The sequence below is a fragment of the Sphingomonas sp. Leaf4 genome (assembly GCF_920939515.1).
Taxonomy (GTDB): domain Bacteria; phylum Pseudomonadota; class Alphaproteobacteria; order Sphingomonadales; family Sphingomonadaceae; genus Sphingomonas.
In genome coordinates this window covers 15575-32656 of sequence record NZ_CAKLBB010000006.1, presented here as the reverse complement: position 1 = coordinate 32656, position 17082 = coordinate 15575, and the positions used below count along the sequence as shown (strand labels likewise).

At 68.0% G+C, this 17082-nt stretch carries 15 protein-coding genes; 5 read left to right on the top strand and 10 right to left on the bottom strand.

The window, feature by feature from the left end; all coding sequences use genetic code 11:
* Positions 1 to 63: 63 nt before the first annotated feature.
* Together treF and LRA89_RS09955 are read right to left on the bottom strand one after the other, a co-directional pair.
* The gene (gene treF / locus LRA89_RS09960; RefSeq protein ID WP_443024959.1) at positions 64 to 1641 is read right to left on the bottom strand and encodes an alpha,alpha-trehalase TreF; all 1578 of its coding nucleotides are present in this window, start codon (positions 1639 to 1641) and stop codon (positions 64 to 66) included.
* Between the two features lie 67 nt (positions 1642 to 1708).
* Positions 1709 to 2713 (bottom strand): fumarylacetoacetate hydrolase family protein, encoded by a 1005-nt coding sequence (locus LRA89_RS09955; protein WP_230770039.1) that lies wholly within the window; start codon positions 2711 to 2713, stop codon positions 1709 to 1711.
* A 146-nt stretch (positions 2714 to 2859) separates the two neighbouring features.
* On the opposite strand from LRA89_RS09955, the gene LRA89_RS09950 reads away from it, so the two are divergent.
* Positions 2860 to 3306, top strand: coding sequence for a hemerythrin domain-containing protein (locus tag LRA89_RS09950; protein WP_230770038.1), 447 nt, complete (start codon positions 2860 to 2862; stop codon positions 3304 to 3306).
* A 42-nt stretch (positions 3307 to 3348) separates the two neighbouring features.
* Positions 3349 to 4638 carry an adenylosuccinate synthase gene (locus LRA89_RS09945; RefSeq protein WP_055759690.1) on the top strand — a complete coding sequence of 430 codons (1290 nt, stop codon included), beginning with the start codon at positions 3349 to 3351 and terminating at the stop codon, positions 4636 to 4638.
* 75 nt (positions 4639 to 4713) lie between these two features.
* Here LRA89_RS09945 and LRA89_RS09940 read toward each other — a convergent pair whose 3' ends face one another.
* The 6 genes from LRA89_RS09940 to LRA89_RS09915 form a co-directional block, all read right to left on the bottom strand.
* Complete coding sequence (locus LRA89_RS09940) at positions 4714 to 5022, bottom strand: hypothetical protein (RefSeq protein WP_230770037.1); 309 nt, start codon at positions 5020 to 5022, stop codon at positions 4714 to 4716.
* A gap of 139 nt (positions 5023 to 5161) precedes the next feature.
* A complete protein-coding gene (aroC, locus tag LRA89_RS09935; protein ID WP_230770036.1) occupies positions 5162 to 6229 on the bottom strand; it encodes a chorismate synthase in 1068 nt (355 codons plus the stop codon).
* A complete protein-coding gene (locus LRA89_RS09930) occupies positions 6229 to 6741 on the bottom strand; it encodes a GNAT family N-acetyltransferase (protein ID WP_230770035.1) in 513 nt (170 codons plus the stop codon). The genes aroC and LRA89_RS09930 overlap by 1 nt, the downstream gene beginning before the upstream one ends.
* A gap of 7 nt (positions 6742 to 6748) precedes the next feature.
* Positions 6749 to 7552 (bottom strand): enoyl-ACP reductase FabI, encoded by an 804-nt coding sequence (gene fabI, locus LRA89_RS09925; protein WP_055759676.1) that lies wholly within the window; start codon positions 7550 to 7552, stop codon positions 6749 to 6751.
* Positions 7549 to 8490 carry a YihY/virulence factor BrkB family protein gene (locus tag LRA89_RS09920; RefSeq protein WP_230770034.1) on the bottom strand — a complete coding sequence of 314 codons (942 nt, stop codon included), beginning with the start codon at positions 8488 to 8490 and terminating at the stop codon, positions 7549 to 7551. The genes fabI and LRA89_RS09920 overlap by 4 nt, the downstream gene beginning before the upstream one ends.
* Positions 8491 to 8518: 28 nt before the next feature.
* Positions 8519 to 9463 carry a DnaJ C-terminal domain-containing protein gene (locus tag LRA89_RS09915; RefSeq protein WP_055759670.1) on the bottom strand — a complete coding sequence of 315 codons (945 nt, stop codon included), beginning with the start codon at positions 9461 to 9463 and terminating at the stop codon, positions 8519 to 8521.
* 159 nt (positions 9464 to 9622) lie between these two features.
* Between LRA89_RS09915 and LRA89_RS09910 the strand changes: the two genes are divergently transcribed.
* Complete coding sequence (locus tag LRA89_RS09910) at positions 9623 to 10306, top strand: DUF4197 domain-containing protein (protein WP_230770033.1); 684 nt, start codon at positions 9623 to 9625, stop codon at positions 10304 to 10306.
* Positions 10307 to 10487: 181 nt separating this feature from the next.
* On the opposite strand, the gene ggt is transcribed toward LRA89_RS09910, so the two are convergent.
* The gene (gene ggt / locus LRA89_RS09905) at positions 10488 to 12230 is read right to left on the bottom strand and encodes a gamma-glutamyltransferase (protein WP_230770032.1); all 1743 of its coding nucleotides are present in this window, start codon (positions 12228 to 12230) and stop codon (positions 10488 to 10490) included.
* A gap of 97 nt (positions 12231 to 12327) precedes the next feature.
* Here ggt and LRA89_RS09900 point away from each other — a divergent pair, with 97 nt between their 5' ends.
* Complete coding sequence (locus tag LRA89_RS09900; protein WP_230770031.1) at positions 12328 to 14118, top strand: AMP-dependent synthetase/ligase; 1791 nt, start codon at positions 12328 to 12330, stop codon at positions 14116 to 14118.
* Positions 14115 to 14456, top strand: a complete 342-nt coding sequence (locus LRA89_RS09895) for a low molecular weight protein tyrosine phosphatase family protein (RefSeq protein WP_230770030.1) — start codon at positions 14115 to 14117, stop codon at positions 14454 to 14456. Before LRA89_RS09900 ends, LRA89_RS09895 begins: the two co-directional genes overlap by 4 nt.
* A 34-nt stretch (positions 14457 to 14490) precedes the next feature.
* On the opposite strand, the gene LRA89_RS09890 is transcribed toward LRA89_RS09895, so the two are convergent.
* Positions 14491 to 16896, bottom strand: coding sequence for a TonB-dependent receptor (locus tag LRA89_RS09890; protein ID WP_443024958.1), 2406 nt, complete (start codon positions 16894 to 16896; stop codon positions 14491 to 14493).
* Between the last annotated feature and the right edge of the window lie 186 nt (positions 16897 to 17082).

Here is a 17082-nt window from a genome sequence, read left to right as displayed (position 1 = left end):
ACCGGCTTTCGGTACGAAACGGCCCATTCTCCCCTCCCTTCCAGGGAGGGGAGCAAGTCCGGCCTAATTCCGCCCCGCCGCTGCCCGGTCGAGCAGCGCCCGCGTCACCCCGTTGGTCCAGCCGAACCCGTCCTGCAACGGATACTCGCCGCCCCCGCCCGGCCGCACCGCCTCGACATCGTATTTCTCGACCAGCTTGCCCGAGGCGGCATATTCGCGCTCGACCGTGGTCAGGAAGCTGCCCGCGATCCGGTCGGCCAGCACGCGCTCGCCGACCCGGTCGAGGCCGTGGACCCCCACCCATTGCAGCGGCGCCCAGCCGTTCGGCCGGTCCCACTGTTGCCCGGTCTGGACCTCGGTGCTGCGCAGGCCGCCGGGCGCGACCAGCCGCGTCTCGATCGTCCGCGCCACCCGCGCAGCGCGCGGCCCGGTCGTCAGCCCGACGAACAGCGGGAAGGCGGTGGCGGCGCTCGCCCCGCCGCGCAACCGTTGGCGGGCGACGTCGTAATCGCCATAGCGTCCCTCGCCCTCGCTCCACAGCCAGCGCTCGATCGCCTGCCCGCGCCGCGCGGCCCGCGCCGCAAAGTCGCGCGCGGTCGCCGCATCGCCGGTCCGCGTCGCCAGATCGGCGATCGATCGCTCCAGCCCCCACAACAGGCTGTTGAGATCGGCGGGCAGAATGTTGGTCGTATCGATCGTCGCCAGCGTCCGCCCATCGGCCAGCCAGCGCGACGAATAGTCCCAGCCGCTCTCCGCCCCGGCGCGCAGGTGGCGATAGACCTCGGCCGCCGGTCGCCCGCTCGCCCGCGCCGTCTCGACATCCTCGCGCCACGATTCGTCGCGCGGGGTATCCCTGCCATCCCAGTAATGCTGGAGCACCGCGCCATCGGGCAGCGTCACCGACCGTTCGGGCGCGGTGAAAAAGGCGTGCTCGCGCTTTAGCGCCGCCAGCCGCCGCTTGAGCACCGCCGGGTCCTGCACCTTCGACAGCCCCATCATCAGATACAGGAACGGCGGCTGCGACCGGCTGAGATAATAGCTGCGCGTGCCGTTGGGCACATGGCCATAGCGCTCGACCAGATCGGTGAAGCCGGCGACCATCGATTCGATCAGGTCCTGCCGCCCGTCCGCCGCCAGCCCGAGCATCGTGAAATAGCTGTCCCAATAGTACAGTTCGCGAAACCGCCCGCCGGGCACCACGAACCGGTCGCTGACCGCCAGCGCGCTCGACCCCGGCGGCGGCGTGACGGGATCGCGGGTCAGATGCGGCCACAGCTCGGCGATATGCCGCGCGATCGGCAGGCGCGGCCCGGTGGCGGACGCAGGCGGCGTCTCCAGCCCCGGCACGTCGAAATTGGCCAGCACGAACGCGCGGAGCGCCGCGTCATCGGCAAAGCTTCCACGGCGATACTCGGCAAGGATCGCCGCGTCGCTCCGCCTCGGCACCGCATCGACGAAGGTCTTGCCGTCGGGAAAGATGCGCCGCATCTGCACCGCCTCGAACAACGGCCCGAAGCGCTCGGCCGGTGTCGCCACCGCGCCCGCCCGCGATACCTGCGCCACCGGCGGCGCGCCCGGCATCGTCGCACACCCGGCGAGCAACAGCGGCAGCGCCCAGCGCAGCGGTTTGGCGTGAATCATGGCATGGCCCCCGACGGTTACGACTCCGCTACAAATCGTCGAGGGGCCACCCCCGTTCCCTTGAACGTTACCCGCCGACGACCTGTTCGATGACCCCGAAGATCGGATGATGCCGGTCGTCCTCGGCCCAGATGCGGACGGTATCGCCGCTTTTCAGGAACGGCGTCTCCGCCTTGCCGCCCCGGATCGTCTCGACGGTGCGCAGTTCCGCGAGGCACGAATAGCCGATCCCGCCGTCGCCCACCGGCTTGCCCGGCCCGCCATCGCCGTCGCGGTTGGACACGGTGCCCGACCCGATGATCGTCCCCGCCCCCAGCGCGCGGGTCTTCGCGGCATGGGCGATCAGCGTGCCGAAATCGAAGGTCATGTCCTCGCCCGCTTCCGCCCGGCCGAACGCCACGCCGTTCAGATCGACGCACAGCCGGCGGTGCAGCTTGCCGTCCCGCCACCAACTCCCAAGCGAATCGGGCGTCGCGAAGACGGGCGAGAAGGCCGAGGCCGGCTTCGACTGGAAGAAACCGAACCCCTTGGCCAGTTCGCCAGGGATCAGCCCGCGCAGGCTGACGTCGTTGGTGAGGCCCACCAGCCGCACCGCCGCCAGCGCCTCCTCGCGCGACGCGCCCATCGCGACATCGCCGGTCACGACCACCACCTCGCCCTCAAAATCGAGGCCCCAGCTATCGTCGCCGGCCGGGATCGGATCGCGCGGGCCAAGGAATCCGTCCGACCCGCCCTGATACATCAACGGATCGTGCCAGAAGCTGTCGGGCATCTCCGCGCCGCGCGCCTGCCGCACCAGCGCGACATGGTTCACATAGGCGGAGCCATCGGCCCATTGATACGCGCGCGGCAGCGGCGATGCCGCGTCGCGCTCGTGGAACCGGTCCTTGGGGATGACGTCATGGTCGAGATCGGTGGCAAGGTTGCGCAGGTCGGCCTCCACCCGGTCCCAATCGTCCAGCGCCGCCTGCAACGTCGGCGCGATCGCGCTCGCATCGGCATACCACGCCAGGTCGGTCGAAACGACGACCAGCCGGCCGTCGCGGCCATGCTTGAGGCTGGCAAGTTTCATGGGCACGCTCTCCTGCGATTATCCTGTGCGCCCGGTTGTGCGCGCGGGTTTCACGGATGTCGAGGGCGCGTATCCCTCATGCTTTGTTAGCGTTTTCATACGATCCATATGTATTGTCATCCGCACCGCACCGGGGGAATCGAGCGATGTTGCACCGGGATCGACTGAGCGAGGAACACAGGGCGATCGAAGCGGTCGCCGCCGGCTTGCTGGGCCTGTGCACCACCCGTCCGCTCGATCCGGGTGCCGTCGCCCGGGCCCGCTGGCAGCTCAGCCGCCTGCTGCTCGCCCATCTCGCGACCGAGGACCAACTGCTCTACCCGCTGCTCGAACGCGATCCGTCGCCGGAGGTCGCCAATCTGTCGCGGCGGATGCAGGCGCAGATAGGCGGCCTCGCCGATGCGTTCAAAGCCTATATGCGCGACTGGGACGGCACCGCCCTCGCCGCCGATCCCGACGGCTTCGTCCACGCTACCCGTGCCGTGCTCGCCGCGCTCGGCCAGCGCATCCGGCAGGAGGAATCGCAACTCTATCGTCACATTCCGCCGCCTTCGGCACCGCGCACGGTGGACGCGGCCCCGCGACGCGCCTAAGCGCCGTCCACATACGCGGACAGTATCGAGGAATTGGACGGAGTGGCCAACGTAGCGGTGATCGGCGCCCAATGGGGTGACGAGGGCAAGGGCAAGATCGTCGACTGGCTGGCGGAACGCGCCGACATGGTCGTCCGGTTTCAGGGCGGGCACAACGCCGGCCATACGCTGGTCGTCGGCGGCACCACCTATAAACTGTCGCTGCTGCCCTCGGGCATCGTGCGCGGCACGCCGTCGATCGTCGGCAACGGCGTGGTGCTCGACCCTTGGGCACTCAAGGCCGAAATCGAACGGCTGCGCGATCAGGGCGTCTCGGTCACGCCCGACACGCTGATGATCGCCGAAACCTGCACGCTGATCCTCCCCTTCCACCGCGATCTCGACGGGTTGCGCGAGGATGCGAGCGGCGCCGGCAAGATCGGCACCACCCGTCGCGGCATCGGCCCGGCGTACGAGGACAAGGTCGGCCGCCGCGCGATCCGCGTCTGCGACCTTGCCCATCTCGACCAGCTCGAACCGCAGCTCGATCGCCTGACCGCGCATCACGACGCACTGCGCGCCGGCTTCGGCGAGAGCGCAATCGACCGGGCGCAACTGATCGCCGAACTGCGCGAGATCGCCGGCTTCGTGCTGCCCTATGCCCAGCCGGTGTGGCGCGTGCTCGCTGACGCCCGTGCGAAGGGCAAGCGCATCCTGTTCGAAGGCGCGCAGGGCGTGCTGCTCGACATCGATCACGGCACCTATCCCTTCGTCACCTCGTCCAACACCATCGCCGGCACGGCGGCGGGCGGTTCGGGCATGGGGCCGGGCGCGGTCGGCTTCGTACTCGGTATCGCCAAGGCATACACCACCCGCGTCGGCTCCGGCCCCTTCCCGACCGAACTGGAAGACGCGACCGGCCAGCGGCTGGGCGAGCGCGGCCATGAATTCGGCACGGTCACGGGGCGCAAGCGCCGCTGCGGTTGGTTCGACAGCGTGCTGGTGCGTCAGGCGGTGGCGGTATCGGGCGTGACCGGCATCGCGCTGACCAAGCTCGACGTACTCGACGGGTTCGAGGAAATCCGTATCTGCACCGGCTATCGCCTCGGCGATCGCACGCTCGACTATTTCCCGGCCCATGCCGCCGACCAGATGGCGGTCGAGCCGATCTACGAAACCATCGCCGGCTGGTCCGAATCGACCGCGGGCGCGCGGAGCTGGGCCGAACTCCCGGCGCAGGCGATCAAGTACATCCGCCGGATCGAGGAGCTGATCCAGTGCCCGGTGACGCTGGTGTCGACCAGCCCCGAGCGCGACGATACGATCCTCGTCCGCGATCCCTTCGCCGACTGATCGCACATCGACCGACGCGAAAAAGGCCCGCCCGGAACCTCCGGGCGGGCCTTTTTTACGCAACCCTTGGGCGCGTCAGCGGGGCGTCGCGCCCGGCGGCGTGCCGACCGGCGTATCGCCGGTGGTATTCGGCGGGGTCGTGTCGTCGGTCGTGGTTGTCGACGGGTCGGTCGGACGCGCCGGATCGTCGGGCTGCGTCGTGGGTTCCGGCACCGGGTTGGTCGGACCGGTCGTCAGTGGCGCGGGCTGCGTCGGACGGGTCGGATCGATCGTGCCGGGTGTCGTCGTCGGCCGTGTCGGCGAGGTCGGGGTCTGCGGCACCTGCGCGACGGCGGCGGTCGATCCCGCGAGGATCAGCAGGCCGGTAAAGATGGTCTTACGCATCGGAAGTCTCCTTGCATCAAGCAGGAGGTTCAAGTCCCCGGGCGTCCGATTGGCTCCACCAGCGCCGCTCAACCCATCGCAGGATACCAACATTTCCCGGACCAGCCGTTGCCGATCGGCGATGGCCGGTCCGGCAGGTTCAGCCGGTTTGCCCGCGATGCCGCAGTTTCTGGTCGGCAAGCACCAGCGCGACCATCGCCTCCACCACCGGCACGCCGCGGATACCGACACACGGATCGTGGCGGCCCTTGGTCGCGATCACCGCTGCTTCGCCCTGCGGCGAAATCGTCTCGACCGGCGTCAGGATCGAGCTGGTCGGCTTGAACGCCACGCGCAGCCGCACCGGCTGTCCCGTCGAGATGCCGCCCGCGATCCCCCCGGCATGGTTGGCCAGAAACTCCGGCCCATTCGCGCCGGGGCGCATCGGATCGGCATTCGCCTCCCCCGACAGCGCCGCCGCCGCGAAGCCGTCGCCGATCTCGACGCCCTTGACCGCATTGATCGACATGGCGGCGCTCGCCAGTTCGGCATCGAGCTTGGCATAGAGCGGCGCGCCCCACCCCGCCGGCACGCCGACCGCTTCGCAGGCGATCACCGCGCCGAGCGACGATCCCGCCTTGCGCGCACCGTCGACCAGCGCCTCCCAGCGCTGCGCGGCGGCGGCATCGGGGCAGAAGAACGGGTTACGGCCGATCTCTTGCAAGTCGAACTTCGCCGGATCGATCGCATCGCCGCCGATCGATTCGACCCATGCGGTGATCGTCACTTCGGGAATGACCAGCCGCGCGACCGCACCCGCCGCGACCCGCGCCGCCGTCTCCCGCGCCGACGACCGGCCACCACCGCGATAGTCGCGAAAACCGTATTTCGCGTCATAGGCGTAATCGGCATGGCCGGGACGATAGGCCTTGGCGACGTCCGAATAATCCTTCGATCGCTGGTCGACATTCTCGATCATCAGGCTGATCGGCGTGCCGGTCGTCTGCCCCTCGAACACACCCGACAGGATACGCACCGCATCCGGCTCACGCCGCTGCGTCGTGAACCGGCTGGTGCCCGGTCGCCGCGCGTCGAGGAACGGCTGAATGTCATCCTCGCCCAGCGGCAACCCCGGCGGACACCCGTCGACGACCGCGCCCAGCGCCGGCCCATGGCTCTCGCCCCAAGTGGTGAACCGGAACAGATGCCCGAAGCTGTTGTGGCTCATCAATCGTCTCCGAGCGTCGCGAACGCATTGGCGTGGGTCGCCGTGCCGGGGGTGTGGATGCACGGCCCATCGTTCAGGCGCAGCGCCATGAAATGCTCGCCGGCATAGGGGCTGTCGAACCCTGCCGCGACGGCGGCATCGAAGCCGAAGCGGTCGTAAAACGCCGGATCGCCCAGCACGAACGCCAGTTCCGCGCCACCGCTGCGCAGATGGGCGATGGCGGCGGCGGTCAGCGCCTCGCCCACCCCTTGCCCTCGCGCCTCGCGCGCGACCGCCAGCGGCGCGATGGCGACCGCCGCCACCTCGCGGGCATCGGCGGTGACGTGCATCCGGCTGGCGGCGACCATGCCGGTGATCGCGCCGCCATCCTCGGCGACCAGCACCAGCACCAGATCGCCGTCGATGGCGAGGTGCTGCACCAGCCGCGCTTCCTCATCCCGTGGGAAACAGGTGCGCAGCAACGCATCGACCGCCGGAGCATCGCCGCCGGTCGCGGCACGGATCACCGCCACGGTGGCCTCAGGACAACGCGATGTCGGGTGCGTCCTCGGCCTTCATGCCGATGACGTTGTAGCCGGCATCGACATGGTGGATTTCGCCGGTCACGCCGCTCGACAGGTCGCTCAGCAGATACAGCCCCGCCCCGCCGACATCGTCGATCGTGACGTTCCGGCGCAACGGCGAGTTCAGCTCGTTCCACTTCAGGATGTAGCGGAAATCGCCGATGCCGCTGGCGGCCAGCGTCTTGATCGGACCCGCAGAAATCGCGTTCACCCGGATATTCTCCGGCCCCATGTCCATCGCCAGATATTTGACCGACATGTCGAGCGCCGCCTTGGCGACACCCATCACATTGTAATGCGGCACGACCTTTTCTGACCCGTAATAGGTCAGCGTCACCAGCGATCCGCCGTTGGGCATCAGCGCCCGCGCGCGCTTGGCGACGGCGGTGAACGAATACACGCTGATGTTCATCGTCATCAGGAAATTGTCGAGGCTGGTGTCGTAATAATGGCCGCGCAGCTCGTTCTTGTCCGAAAAGCCGATCGCATGGACGACGAAGTCGATCGTCGGCCAGCGCGCCGCGATCCGCTCGAACGCGGTGTCGAGCGATTCCATGGTCGCGACATCGCATTCGATCAGAAAGTCCGATCCCAGCTCGCCCGCCAGCGGCCGCACGCGCCGCTCCAGCGCCTCGCCCTGATAGGTGAAGGCCAGCTCGGCCCCCTGCGCGGCCAGTTGCTTGGCGATGCCCCAGGCCAGCGACCGATCATTGGCGAGTCCCATGATGACCCCGCGCTTGCCCTGCATCAGTCCGTTCACGCGACTTTCCCTTTTTCTTCGTCCGTCGGCCCCTCTAGCGCGGCTTCGGGCGTCTCCGCCAGCGCCGCGTTCAATTCCCCGCCGATCACCACGCCCAGCCCGACGATATAGAAGAAGAACAGCGCGATCATCACGCCTGCCAGGCTGCCATAGGTGCGGTCATAGCCCCCCAGCATGTCGAGCGCGAGCGGCAGGAGCTGCGTCGTCCCGATCCACACCCCGGCGGTCGCCACCGCGCCCGGCCATTTGGGGCAGCCCGACTGACGATATCGCTTGGGGGCCAGCGTATAGAACAGGATGTAGAGCGCCAGCAGCAGCGCCAGTGCCGGAAACAGCTTCGCGATCGACAGATACGCGGCATAGGGCGCGAGGAACGGTAGCGCGCGATAGATCAGTTGCTCGACACCGACCAGCACGACCTGCAGGCTGAACGCTACCATCAACAGCACGACCGACCCGACGATCAGCCCAATCGATCCCAGCCGATATTCCCAGAACGGCCGCGAGAACGGCACGCCATAGGCTTGCCGCAGGATCGATCGCACCGTTTCGATGAACCCGGTGGTCGTCCACAGCCCCACCAGCGCACCGAGCCACAGCAGCGATCCCGACCGTGCTTGCAACACGTCGAGGATCGGCTGCTGCAGGACGCTCGCCACTTCGGCCGGCACGGTTTCGAGGAACGCGCTGACCGCATGGACGCTGTCGTCGCTGCGCCCGAACGCCCGCGCGATCGCCGCCGCGACGATGAAGAACGGGAACAGCGTCAGCAACGACAGATAGGCGAGGTTGCCGGCATGGGTGAAGCCGTCGTTGAACGTACCGACCACCACCCGCTTCGCCACCTCGATCGCGCGGACCGACGGGCGCAATCGCGACAGGGCCGGGCGGCCGCGCTGGTGGCGTGCTTCGGGGCTTTCGGGCGACGGCTGGGTCATGGCTGCTCCAGCCGGGTTCAGGTCGGCGTCAAACGCCGAAGCGGCCCCGGGGGTCCGTCGCCGGTCCGTCCCACCGCTGGACGAATTCGACCAGCGCATCGTCATCGACCGGCAGATCGACGAGCAACGTCACCAACTGATCGCCGCGCGTCGCGTCCTTGCGGTGGAACCCCCGCCCTTTCAGCCGCAGCGTCTTGCCCGAGGTCGATCCCCTCGGCACGCTCAGCATCACCGCGCCTTCCACGGTCGGCACGCGAATCTTAGCGCCCAGCACCGCTTCGGACAGCGTGATCGGCAGGTCGACGCGAACGTCGTCGCCGTCGCGGACATAGAAGCGATGCGGCTCGACCTCGATCGTCACGATCGCGTCGCCCGCCCCGCCGGGGCCTTGCTCGCCCTTGCCCGACAGCCGCATCTGCGTACCGCTCTCGACCCCTGCGGGCAGTTTCAGGTCGAGCGTCTTGCCGTCGGCCAGCGTGATGCGCTGCGGGCTGCGCGTCGCGGCATCCTCGAACGGGACTTTCAGGCGATAGGCGACGTTTGCGCCCTTGGGCTGCGGCCGGCGGCCGAACCCGCTGGCGAAGCCGCCGCCCGGACCACCCGCATTGCCGCGCCCGCCGAACAGCCCCTCGAAGATGTCCGAGAAATCGCCGCCCTGGCCCGCACCGCCCATGTCGAAGCCGCCGCGTCCGCCCGGCCCCGGCTGGAACCCGCCGCCGGGTCCACCGCCATAGCCGAACGGCGACGCCGGATTGCCCTCGCCGTCGATCTCGCCGCGGTCGAACCGCGCGCGCTTGTCCTTGTCGGTCAGCAGGTCATAGGCCTGCGTCACCTTGGAAAAACGGTCGGACGCCGCCTTGTTGTCTTTGTTGCGATCGGGATGCAGCTCCTTCGCCAGCTTGCGATAGGCCTTTTTTATATCCGCTTCGCTGGCGTCACGCGCCACGCCCAGGGTTGCATAGGGGTCTGCCATGGCCCGGTAGCTAGGGCGGGCGCGCGGAATCGGCAATGGCTGGCATCGCGAAACGGCCGCAAAAGCGTTCACGGTTCAACATCGGTTCACGGCAGGGACGGCACCGGAACGCGCGTGGCTGCGTTGGCAGCGCATTGGATTGTCCCTGAAGGAGACCGCATGCTCCAGTCCCCCGTTTCGCGTCGGCATATCCTGGGTGGTGCCGCGCTGCTGCTGCCGGTCGCGATGCTCGGCGGCTGCGCCACGCCGCTGGGCAGCTATGGCATCGACGAAGGCGTGCGCCGCCTCCTGACCCTGTCGAGCGAGCGCGCCTTTTCGCGGTTGATCCGGCCCGGCGGATTCTACGACGATCAACTGACCCGGCTGACGCTGCCCGACACCGGCGGGCAGAACAACGTGCTGGCCGCCGTGCTGCGGACCAACGCGGTGCGCTCGCGGATCGCGCTGGCGCTGAACGACGTGGCGGTCGATGCCGCCGACCGGGCGACGCCGGTGGTGCTCGACGCCATTCGCGGGCTGACGCTGGGTGATGCGCTGGCGGTGCTGCGCGGCGGGCCGACCGCCGCCACCGACCTGCTGGCGCGCGAAACGCGCGGCGCGGTGGTCGAGGCGATGTTCCCCGAATTCTCGAACGGCCTGCGCTCCGACGCGACCGAAATCCTCTCGGCGATCGTCACCGCGCAGACCGGGATCGACTATACCGCCATCGCCCGCAGCGCGGCGGATCAGGCGGGCGCCGCGATCTTCCGCGCGATCGGACGGGAAGAAGCCGCCATCCGCGCAGACCCGCGCCGGACCGGCGATCCGGTGCTGACCGCGCTGTTGCTGGGGACAGGGCGGTAAATCTTGTCGTAGACGCAGAGCACGGGAATCATAATCCTGGGGTCGGGGGTTCAAATGCTCCCCCGCTACCACCGTCATCCCCGCGCAGGCGGGGATCCATATGCACCAACGTTCGCGATCAATCGTAACCGTCAGCGTCAATGGATTCCCGCCTTCGCGGGAATGACGACGGTGGGGAAAGCTACTCCACCAGCACAACACCCTCACGCCGCGGATCATAGCCACCGTCGATCCGCCCATCGCGCACGATCACGCCGTGCAACCCCGAATCCTCGCCCTGCCCCGGCTGCACCCGCACGCCGCGCGCTGCCAGCGCCGACAGCACGGCGGGCGGGAACTTCGTTACCTCGCCCTGAAAGCCGTCCCCCTTGGCGACGAGGTTCGGCAACGCCAGCGCCTGCTGCATCGGCAGCTTCCATTCGACCGCGCCGACCAGCGACTTGCCGACATAGGCGAGGATCGCATTGCCCCCCGCCGATCCCAGCGCGCCGGCGAACTTGCCGCCGCGGTCGATCATCACCAGCGGCGTCATCGACGATCGCGGCCGCTTGCCCGGCGCCACCGCATTGGCCGCCGCCCGCCCCTGCGCATCGCGCGGGGCAAAGGCGAAGTCGGTCATCTGGTTGTTGAGAAAGAAGCCGTCGACCATCCGCCCGCTGCCGAAGAAGCTTTCGACCGTGGTGGTCATCGATACGACATTGCCCGCCGCATCGCCGACGATGAAGTGCGAGGTGCCGGTCGGCTCCAGCGTCGAATCGATCCCCGCCGTCACCGTGCCCGCCGGCATGCCCGCCGCCGGGGCAGGTCCGGCGACCGGGCCGATCAGCTTCGCGCGATCGGCGATATAGCTGGGGCTCAGCAGCCCGGCGATCGGCACGGTGACGAATGCCGGATCGCCGACATACCGGTCGCGATCGGCATACATCAGCCGGCTCGCCTCAGCGAAGAGATACCATGCCTGCGGATCGTTCGGCCCCCGCGTGTCGATGTCGGTCCGCCCGAGGATCGCGAGCAGTTCGAGCAGGCCGACCCCCGACGACGGCGGCGGCGGGGTGCAGACGATATAGACCCGCCAGTTGCCGCACAGCGGCGCGCGCTTGACCGCGCGATACCCGGCCAGATCGGCCAGCGTCATCCTGCCCGGCAGGCTGCCGCCCGTCGTCGCCGCGACGATCGCCTCCGCCGTCTTGCCGGTATAGAGCGCGTCCGGCCCCCGTTTGGCGAGCCGTTCGAGGAAGTCGGCATAGCGCGGGTTCTTGATCCGCGTGCCGGCAGTGACGAAGCCGCCGCCCTTCGTCCCGAAATAGCGCTTCACGTCGTCGGTCGCGAGCTGCGGCGACTTGCCGGCAAGGAACCGGCCAAGGCGCGGCGAGACGAGGAAGCCCTTGCCCGCCGCGCGCTCGGCATCGTCGAACAGGTCGCGCCAGCGCAGCGCCCCATGCTCGCCATGCGCGGTCGCCAGCATCCGCACCACGCCCGGAACCCCGGTCGCGCGGCCGCTCACCACGGCTTGCGCGAACGGCATCGGCTGTCCATCGCTCCCAAGGAACATCGTCGGCGCGGCGCCCGCCGGGGCGGTTTCGCGCCCGTCGAAGATTTCGACCTTGCCGGTCTTGGCGTTGAAATAGGTCAGGAACGCGCCGCCGCCGATCCCTGAGCTTTGCGGTTCGACCAGCGACAGCATCGCCTGCACCGCGATCGCCGCGTCGATGGCGCTGCCGCCCTTGCGCAACACCGCCATCCCCGCTTCCGCCGCCTGCCGGTTGGCGGCGACGACGAACTTTTGCTGCGCGGCGGCGGGAGCGGCGGTGGCGGGCCGGGCGACGGGGGCATCGACGGCGGCGGTGCGCGGCCGTCCTATTCCGAAACAACCGCCAAGCGAGAACGCGAGGGCGGCGGTGAGCGCGGTGGCGATGATCCTCATGGAGCAAGGGCTTAGCCAAGCCGGCCCGCCACCGCCACAGGAACATTGCCGTGTGCCCGAGCGCTGCCTAAACCAGCGGTCAGGAGAAGGACATATGATGGCCCGGCAACTGGAACATTTCCCCAATCTGGTCGCGATGTTCTTCGCACGCGCCGCCGAGCGCGGCGACGCCCCGTTCCTGTGGTCCAAGCGGCAGGGCACGTGGCACAGCATCAGTTGGGCCGATGCCGCGCGGCAGGTCGCCGCGCTGGCCAATGCGTTGCAGGCGATCGGGCTGAACCGGGGCGACCGGGTGATGCTGGTCAGCGAAAACCGCCCCGAATGGTGCATCAGCGATCTGGCAATCATGGCGGCAGGCTGCGTGACGGTGCCGACCTATGTCACCAACACCGTGCGCGACCATGCGCATATCATCGAGAATTCGGGCGCCTGCGCGATCATCGTGTCGACCGAGAAACTGGCGCGCACCGTGCTTCCGGCAGCGCTCAACGCCTCGCAATCGTCGGAAAAGATCATCATGATCGAACCGATGCGCAACGCGCAGCACGGCAGCCTCGAATTCCACGACTGGCACACGCTGATCGCCGATCATCCCGCCGATCCGGCGACGATCGCCGCCCGCGCCGATTTCGCGCGCGGCGACCTGGCGTGCATCATCTACACCTCGGGCACCGGCGGGAGCCCACGCGGCGTGATGCAGCACCACGGCGCGATCCTGCACAACGTCAACGGCTGCTGCACCGTCATCTCGGAAGATTTCGGCTGGGGCGACGAGGTCTTCCTGTCGTTCCTGCCGCTCAGCCACGCCTATGAACATACCGGCGGGCAACATTTCCCGATCGGGCTGGGCGGGCAGATCTATTACAGCGAAGGCCTCGACAAGCTGGCGAGCAATATCGAGGAGGTCCGCCCGACGATCATGGTCGTCGTCCCCCGCCTGTTCGAAGTGCTGCGCACCCGCATCGCCAAGGGCGTACAGAAACAGGGCAAGCTGTCGGGCTGGCTGCTCGACCGGGCGGTCGCGATCGGCGGGCGCGAGAACGGCCCGGCGCTGACCGACTATCCCGCCAAGCTACTGGTCGATACGCTACTGAAACCCAAGATCGCCAAGCGGTTCGGCGGGCGGCTGAAGGCGATGGTATCGGGCGGCGCGCCGCTCACCCCCGAAGTCGGCCTGTTCTTCCAGTCGCTCGGCCTGACTTTCCTGCAAGGCTATGGCCAGACCGAGGCGGCGCCGGTCATCTCGTGCAACCGTCCGCGAGCCGGCCTCAGGATGGATACCGTCGGCCCGCCGCTCGCCGAAACCGAAGTGCGCATCGCCGAAGACGGCGAAATCCTCGTGCGCGGCGAACTGGTGATGCACGGCTACTGGCGCAACGACGCCGAAACCGCGCGGGTGCTGAAAGACGGCTGGCTCCACACCGGCGACATCGGCGAGATCGATGCGAAGGGCCGCATCCGCATCACCGATCGCAAGAAGGACATCATCGTCAACGACAAGGGCGACAATGTCGCCCCGCAAAAGGTCGAGGGGATGCTGACGTTACAGGACGAGATCGCACAGGCGATGATCGTCGGCGACCGGCGGCCCTATATGGTCGCGGTGATCGTGCCCGACGCCGAATGGACCCAGCGCTTCTGCGCGAAGGGCGGCGCACGCTGCGACTTCGCCCGGCTGCGCGAGGACAGCGACTATCGTGCGGCGCTGGGCGCGGCGGTCGAGCGGGTCAACAAGGACCTGTCGGTGACGGAACGCATCCGCCGCTTCATCATCGCCGACGAACCCTTCGCGATCGAGAACCAGCAACTGACGCCCAGCCTGAAGATCCGCCGGCATGTGCTGAAGGACGTCTATGGTGAACGGCTCGACGCGCTGTATCGCGGATGAGGAACTTCCTGTTCGTGTGCAGCCAGAACAGGCTGCGCAGCCCCACTGCCGAACAGATTTTTGCCGATGTCGAGGGAATCGAGGTTTCGTCCGCCGGAACCAACCACGATGCGGAGAACCCGCTGACCGACGAGCTGGTCGACTGGGCCGACACGATCTTCGTGATGGAACGCGCGCATCGCAACAAGGTGCAGCGCCATTTCCGGCGCAGCCTGAACGGCAAGCGGATCGTCTGCCTCGAAATTCCCGATGATTATGACTTCATGCAGCCAGAGCTGGTCGCATTGCTGAAAGCACGAATGGCGCGACACCTGCCGGTCGCGCCATTCGTCGGCTAGGCCGGGGACGGCACCACGCCGCCCCCGCCCCGCATCAGAACCCGCGACGCAGCGTCACGAACCACTGGCGCGGCGCGCCCGCCAGCAGCGTCTGGTTGTCGCCGCTCGCGGTATAGCCGTTGCTGCCGACCGTCGCGACATAGGCCTTGTCGGTCAGGTTGGTCACGCTGCCCTCGATCGCGATCCCCTCCAGCACGCCACCGACCCCGCTCAGCCGATAGCCGATGCTGGCATCCACCAGCACCCGCGCACCGACCGACCGGTCGTTCAGATAGGTGAAGAACCGCTTCGACATATAGTCGCCGCCGACGCGCGCGAAGAAACGGTCGTCGTCATAGGCGATTTCGCCCTTGGCCATATGCTCGGGCGTGTCGACCACGGTCTTGCCCGCGATCGGCTGCAACACCACGCTGGCGGCATTGCGCACGTCGTCGCGATAGGTCGCCTTGTTGTACGAATAACTGGCGAACAGCGTCAGCGGCGGCATCACGCGGTAGCTCGCCGCCAGTTCGGCGCCATAGCTGCGCACGCTGCCGGCGTTGTTCAGCGTCGGCGGGTTGCCGATGATCCCCGCGCCATTGGCGAAGCCGAGCAGCCGGTCGGCGAAATCGACATGATAGCCGACCGCCGAAAGCTGCAACCCGCCCGATCGCAGCCGCACGCCACCCTCAATCGTCGTCGAGCGTTCCGGCTTCAACGTCGAGCGGATCGCGTCGAACCCGTTCTGCGTCGTCGCGAACGGACCCGTCGTCGCCGAGGAGACGAACGCGCGCATATTCTCGGTATAGCTCGCGAACACTTCCGCCCCGCCGCCGAGGCGATAGAGCGCGGCGGCTTGCGGCAGGAACCAGTCGCGCGCCTCGATTCGACCGGCGACCAGCGTGCCGACGCGCAGGTTGGCGCGGTTCTGCACGCGCATCCCCTTCCACCCGCCGCTCAGCGTCAGGTCGCCGAGGTCGAGCGTGTCGGCAACATGATATTGCAGCGTCGCGGTATCGTACTTCCCGTCCCATTGCGTGCGATACGCATTGCTCTGGAAGTCACGCGCGCTGCGGATCGCGGTCGCGCCGTCGTTCATGCCATAGAAGCGCCGCGCCTGCTGGAACGTATTGCTCTCCACCCAGCCGCCGACCTCCAGCCGGTTCGGCCCGGTCGTGAGCGCAATACGGGTCAGGTTGCCCGCCCGGTCGATGCCATATTCGGTGGTGCGAAAGCCGAGCGGCGAGGCGAGCCCGGTGGTCGAGGTCGCCGATGCCGCCAGCGCCACGCCATCGGGACCCAGCGCGCCGGCCGGGGTTGGCGAATAGGGGGTGATCCACGACCCCTGCCCCTTGTTATGGTGATAATAGCTAGTCGAGGTGAGCGACAACGCGTTCGTCAGCTTCGCATCGACGGTGAACCCGCCCAGCCAGTCGCGCCGCAGCCCGGCCGCGTCGTAATAGGCATCGTCGACCGTGCCGAACCCGGCCGGAAAGGTGAACCCCGCTCCGGTCCACGGCGCGACGAAGCCGATGGTCGATCCGTTGTTGGCGGCGGCATAGCCGCTGCGCGCCACCTGATTCTGGTAGACCTTGCCGATCTGCACCGCGAGCGGATAGTCGTTGCTGATATTGTCGGCACGCAGACCGCGCCGGGCGATGATGTCGTAGCTCAGGTCCTGGTAATCATTCTCGCGCCGGTCGGAGAAGTTGACGAAAGCGGTGATGCTGCCGCGCGTGTCGATCTCCTTCACCAGCTTGGCGTTCGCCTGATGCTGGCGCTGCGTGCCGAAGCCCTTCCACTTGTCGGTCGTCAGATAGCCGTAGGACAGATAGCCCTTCAGCCCGCCGCCCAGATCGCCGCTGTCGATCCGCGCAAAGGCACGGATGGTGTCGTTGCTGCCATAGGTGCCCGATGCCACCAGATCGGCCTCGTCCGACGGCGCACGGCTGACGAACGCCAGCGTGCCGCCCAGATTGCTGGTCGACGCGGTGCCGAGCGCACCCGCCCCCTGCGCCACTGTGGTCGACGCGAGATTTTCGGAGATCACCGCGCGGCTGACATGCAGGCCGTTGACGTTGCCATAGCTCATGTCGCCCAGCGGCACGCCGTCGAGCGTGAAGCCCAACTGGTTCTGGTTGAACCCGCGCAGGCTGATCCGCGTCGACCATTCATAGGCGCCGAACGCATCGCTCGACTGGAAATTGACACCGGGCAGCTTGGCGGCGGCCTTGAGCGGCGACGTGCCGGGGGTCAGCCGTTCCAGATCGGCGGCGGTGATCGTCTGCACCTGTCGCGTCTGGCCAAAGCCCAGCACGACGATCTCGTCCCCCTCGCCGTCCGCCGCGATCGGTTCGGTCGTCGGCACGTCGGGCGCGGCCATCGGCACGTCGCGGGCGGCGGCCTGCTGCGCGATCAGCGCCAGTGGCGCGACGCTGGCGAACCAGAATGAAATGGACATGCTTTCCCCGATCTTTTCACGATTATCAGGGCGCGCCGCTAAGCGGGTTGGATGACGGATGCGGGGCAGTCCCGCGACGGTTCGATGACGGGGCGTCACTATCCGCCCGCATGCTACGAATGGTTGATCCCGCCAAGGTTGATACCATATGGCCAGCTCGAAATGCTGCGATGCAGCAAACGGAGT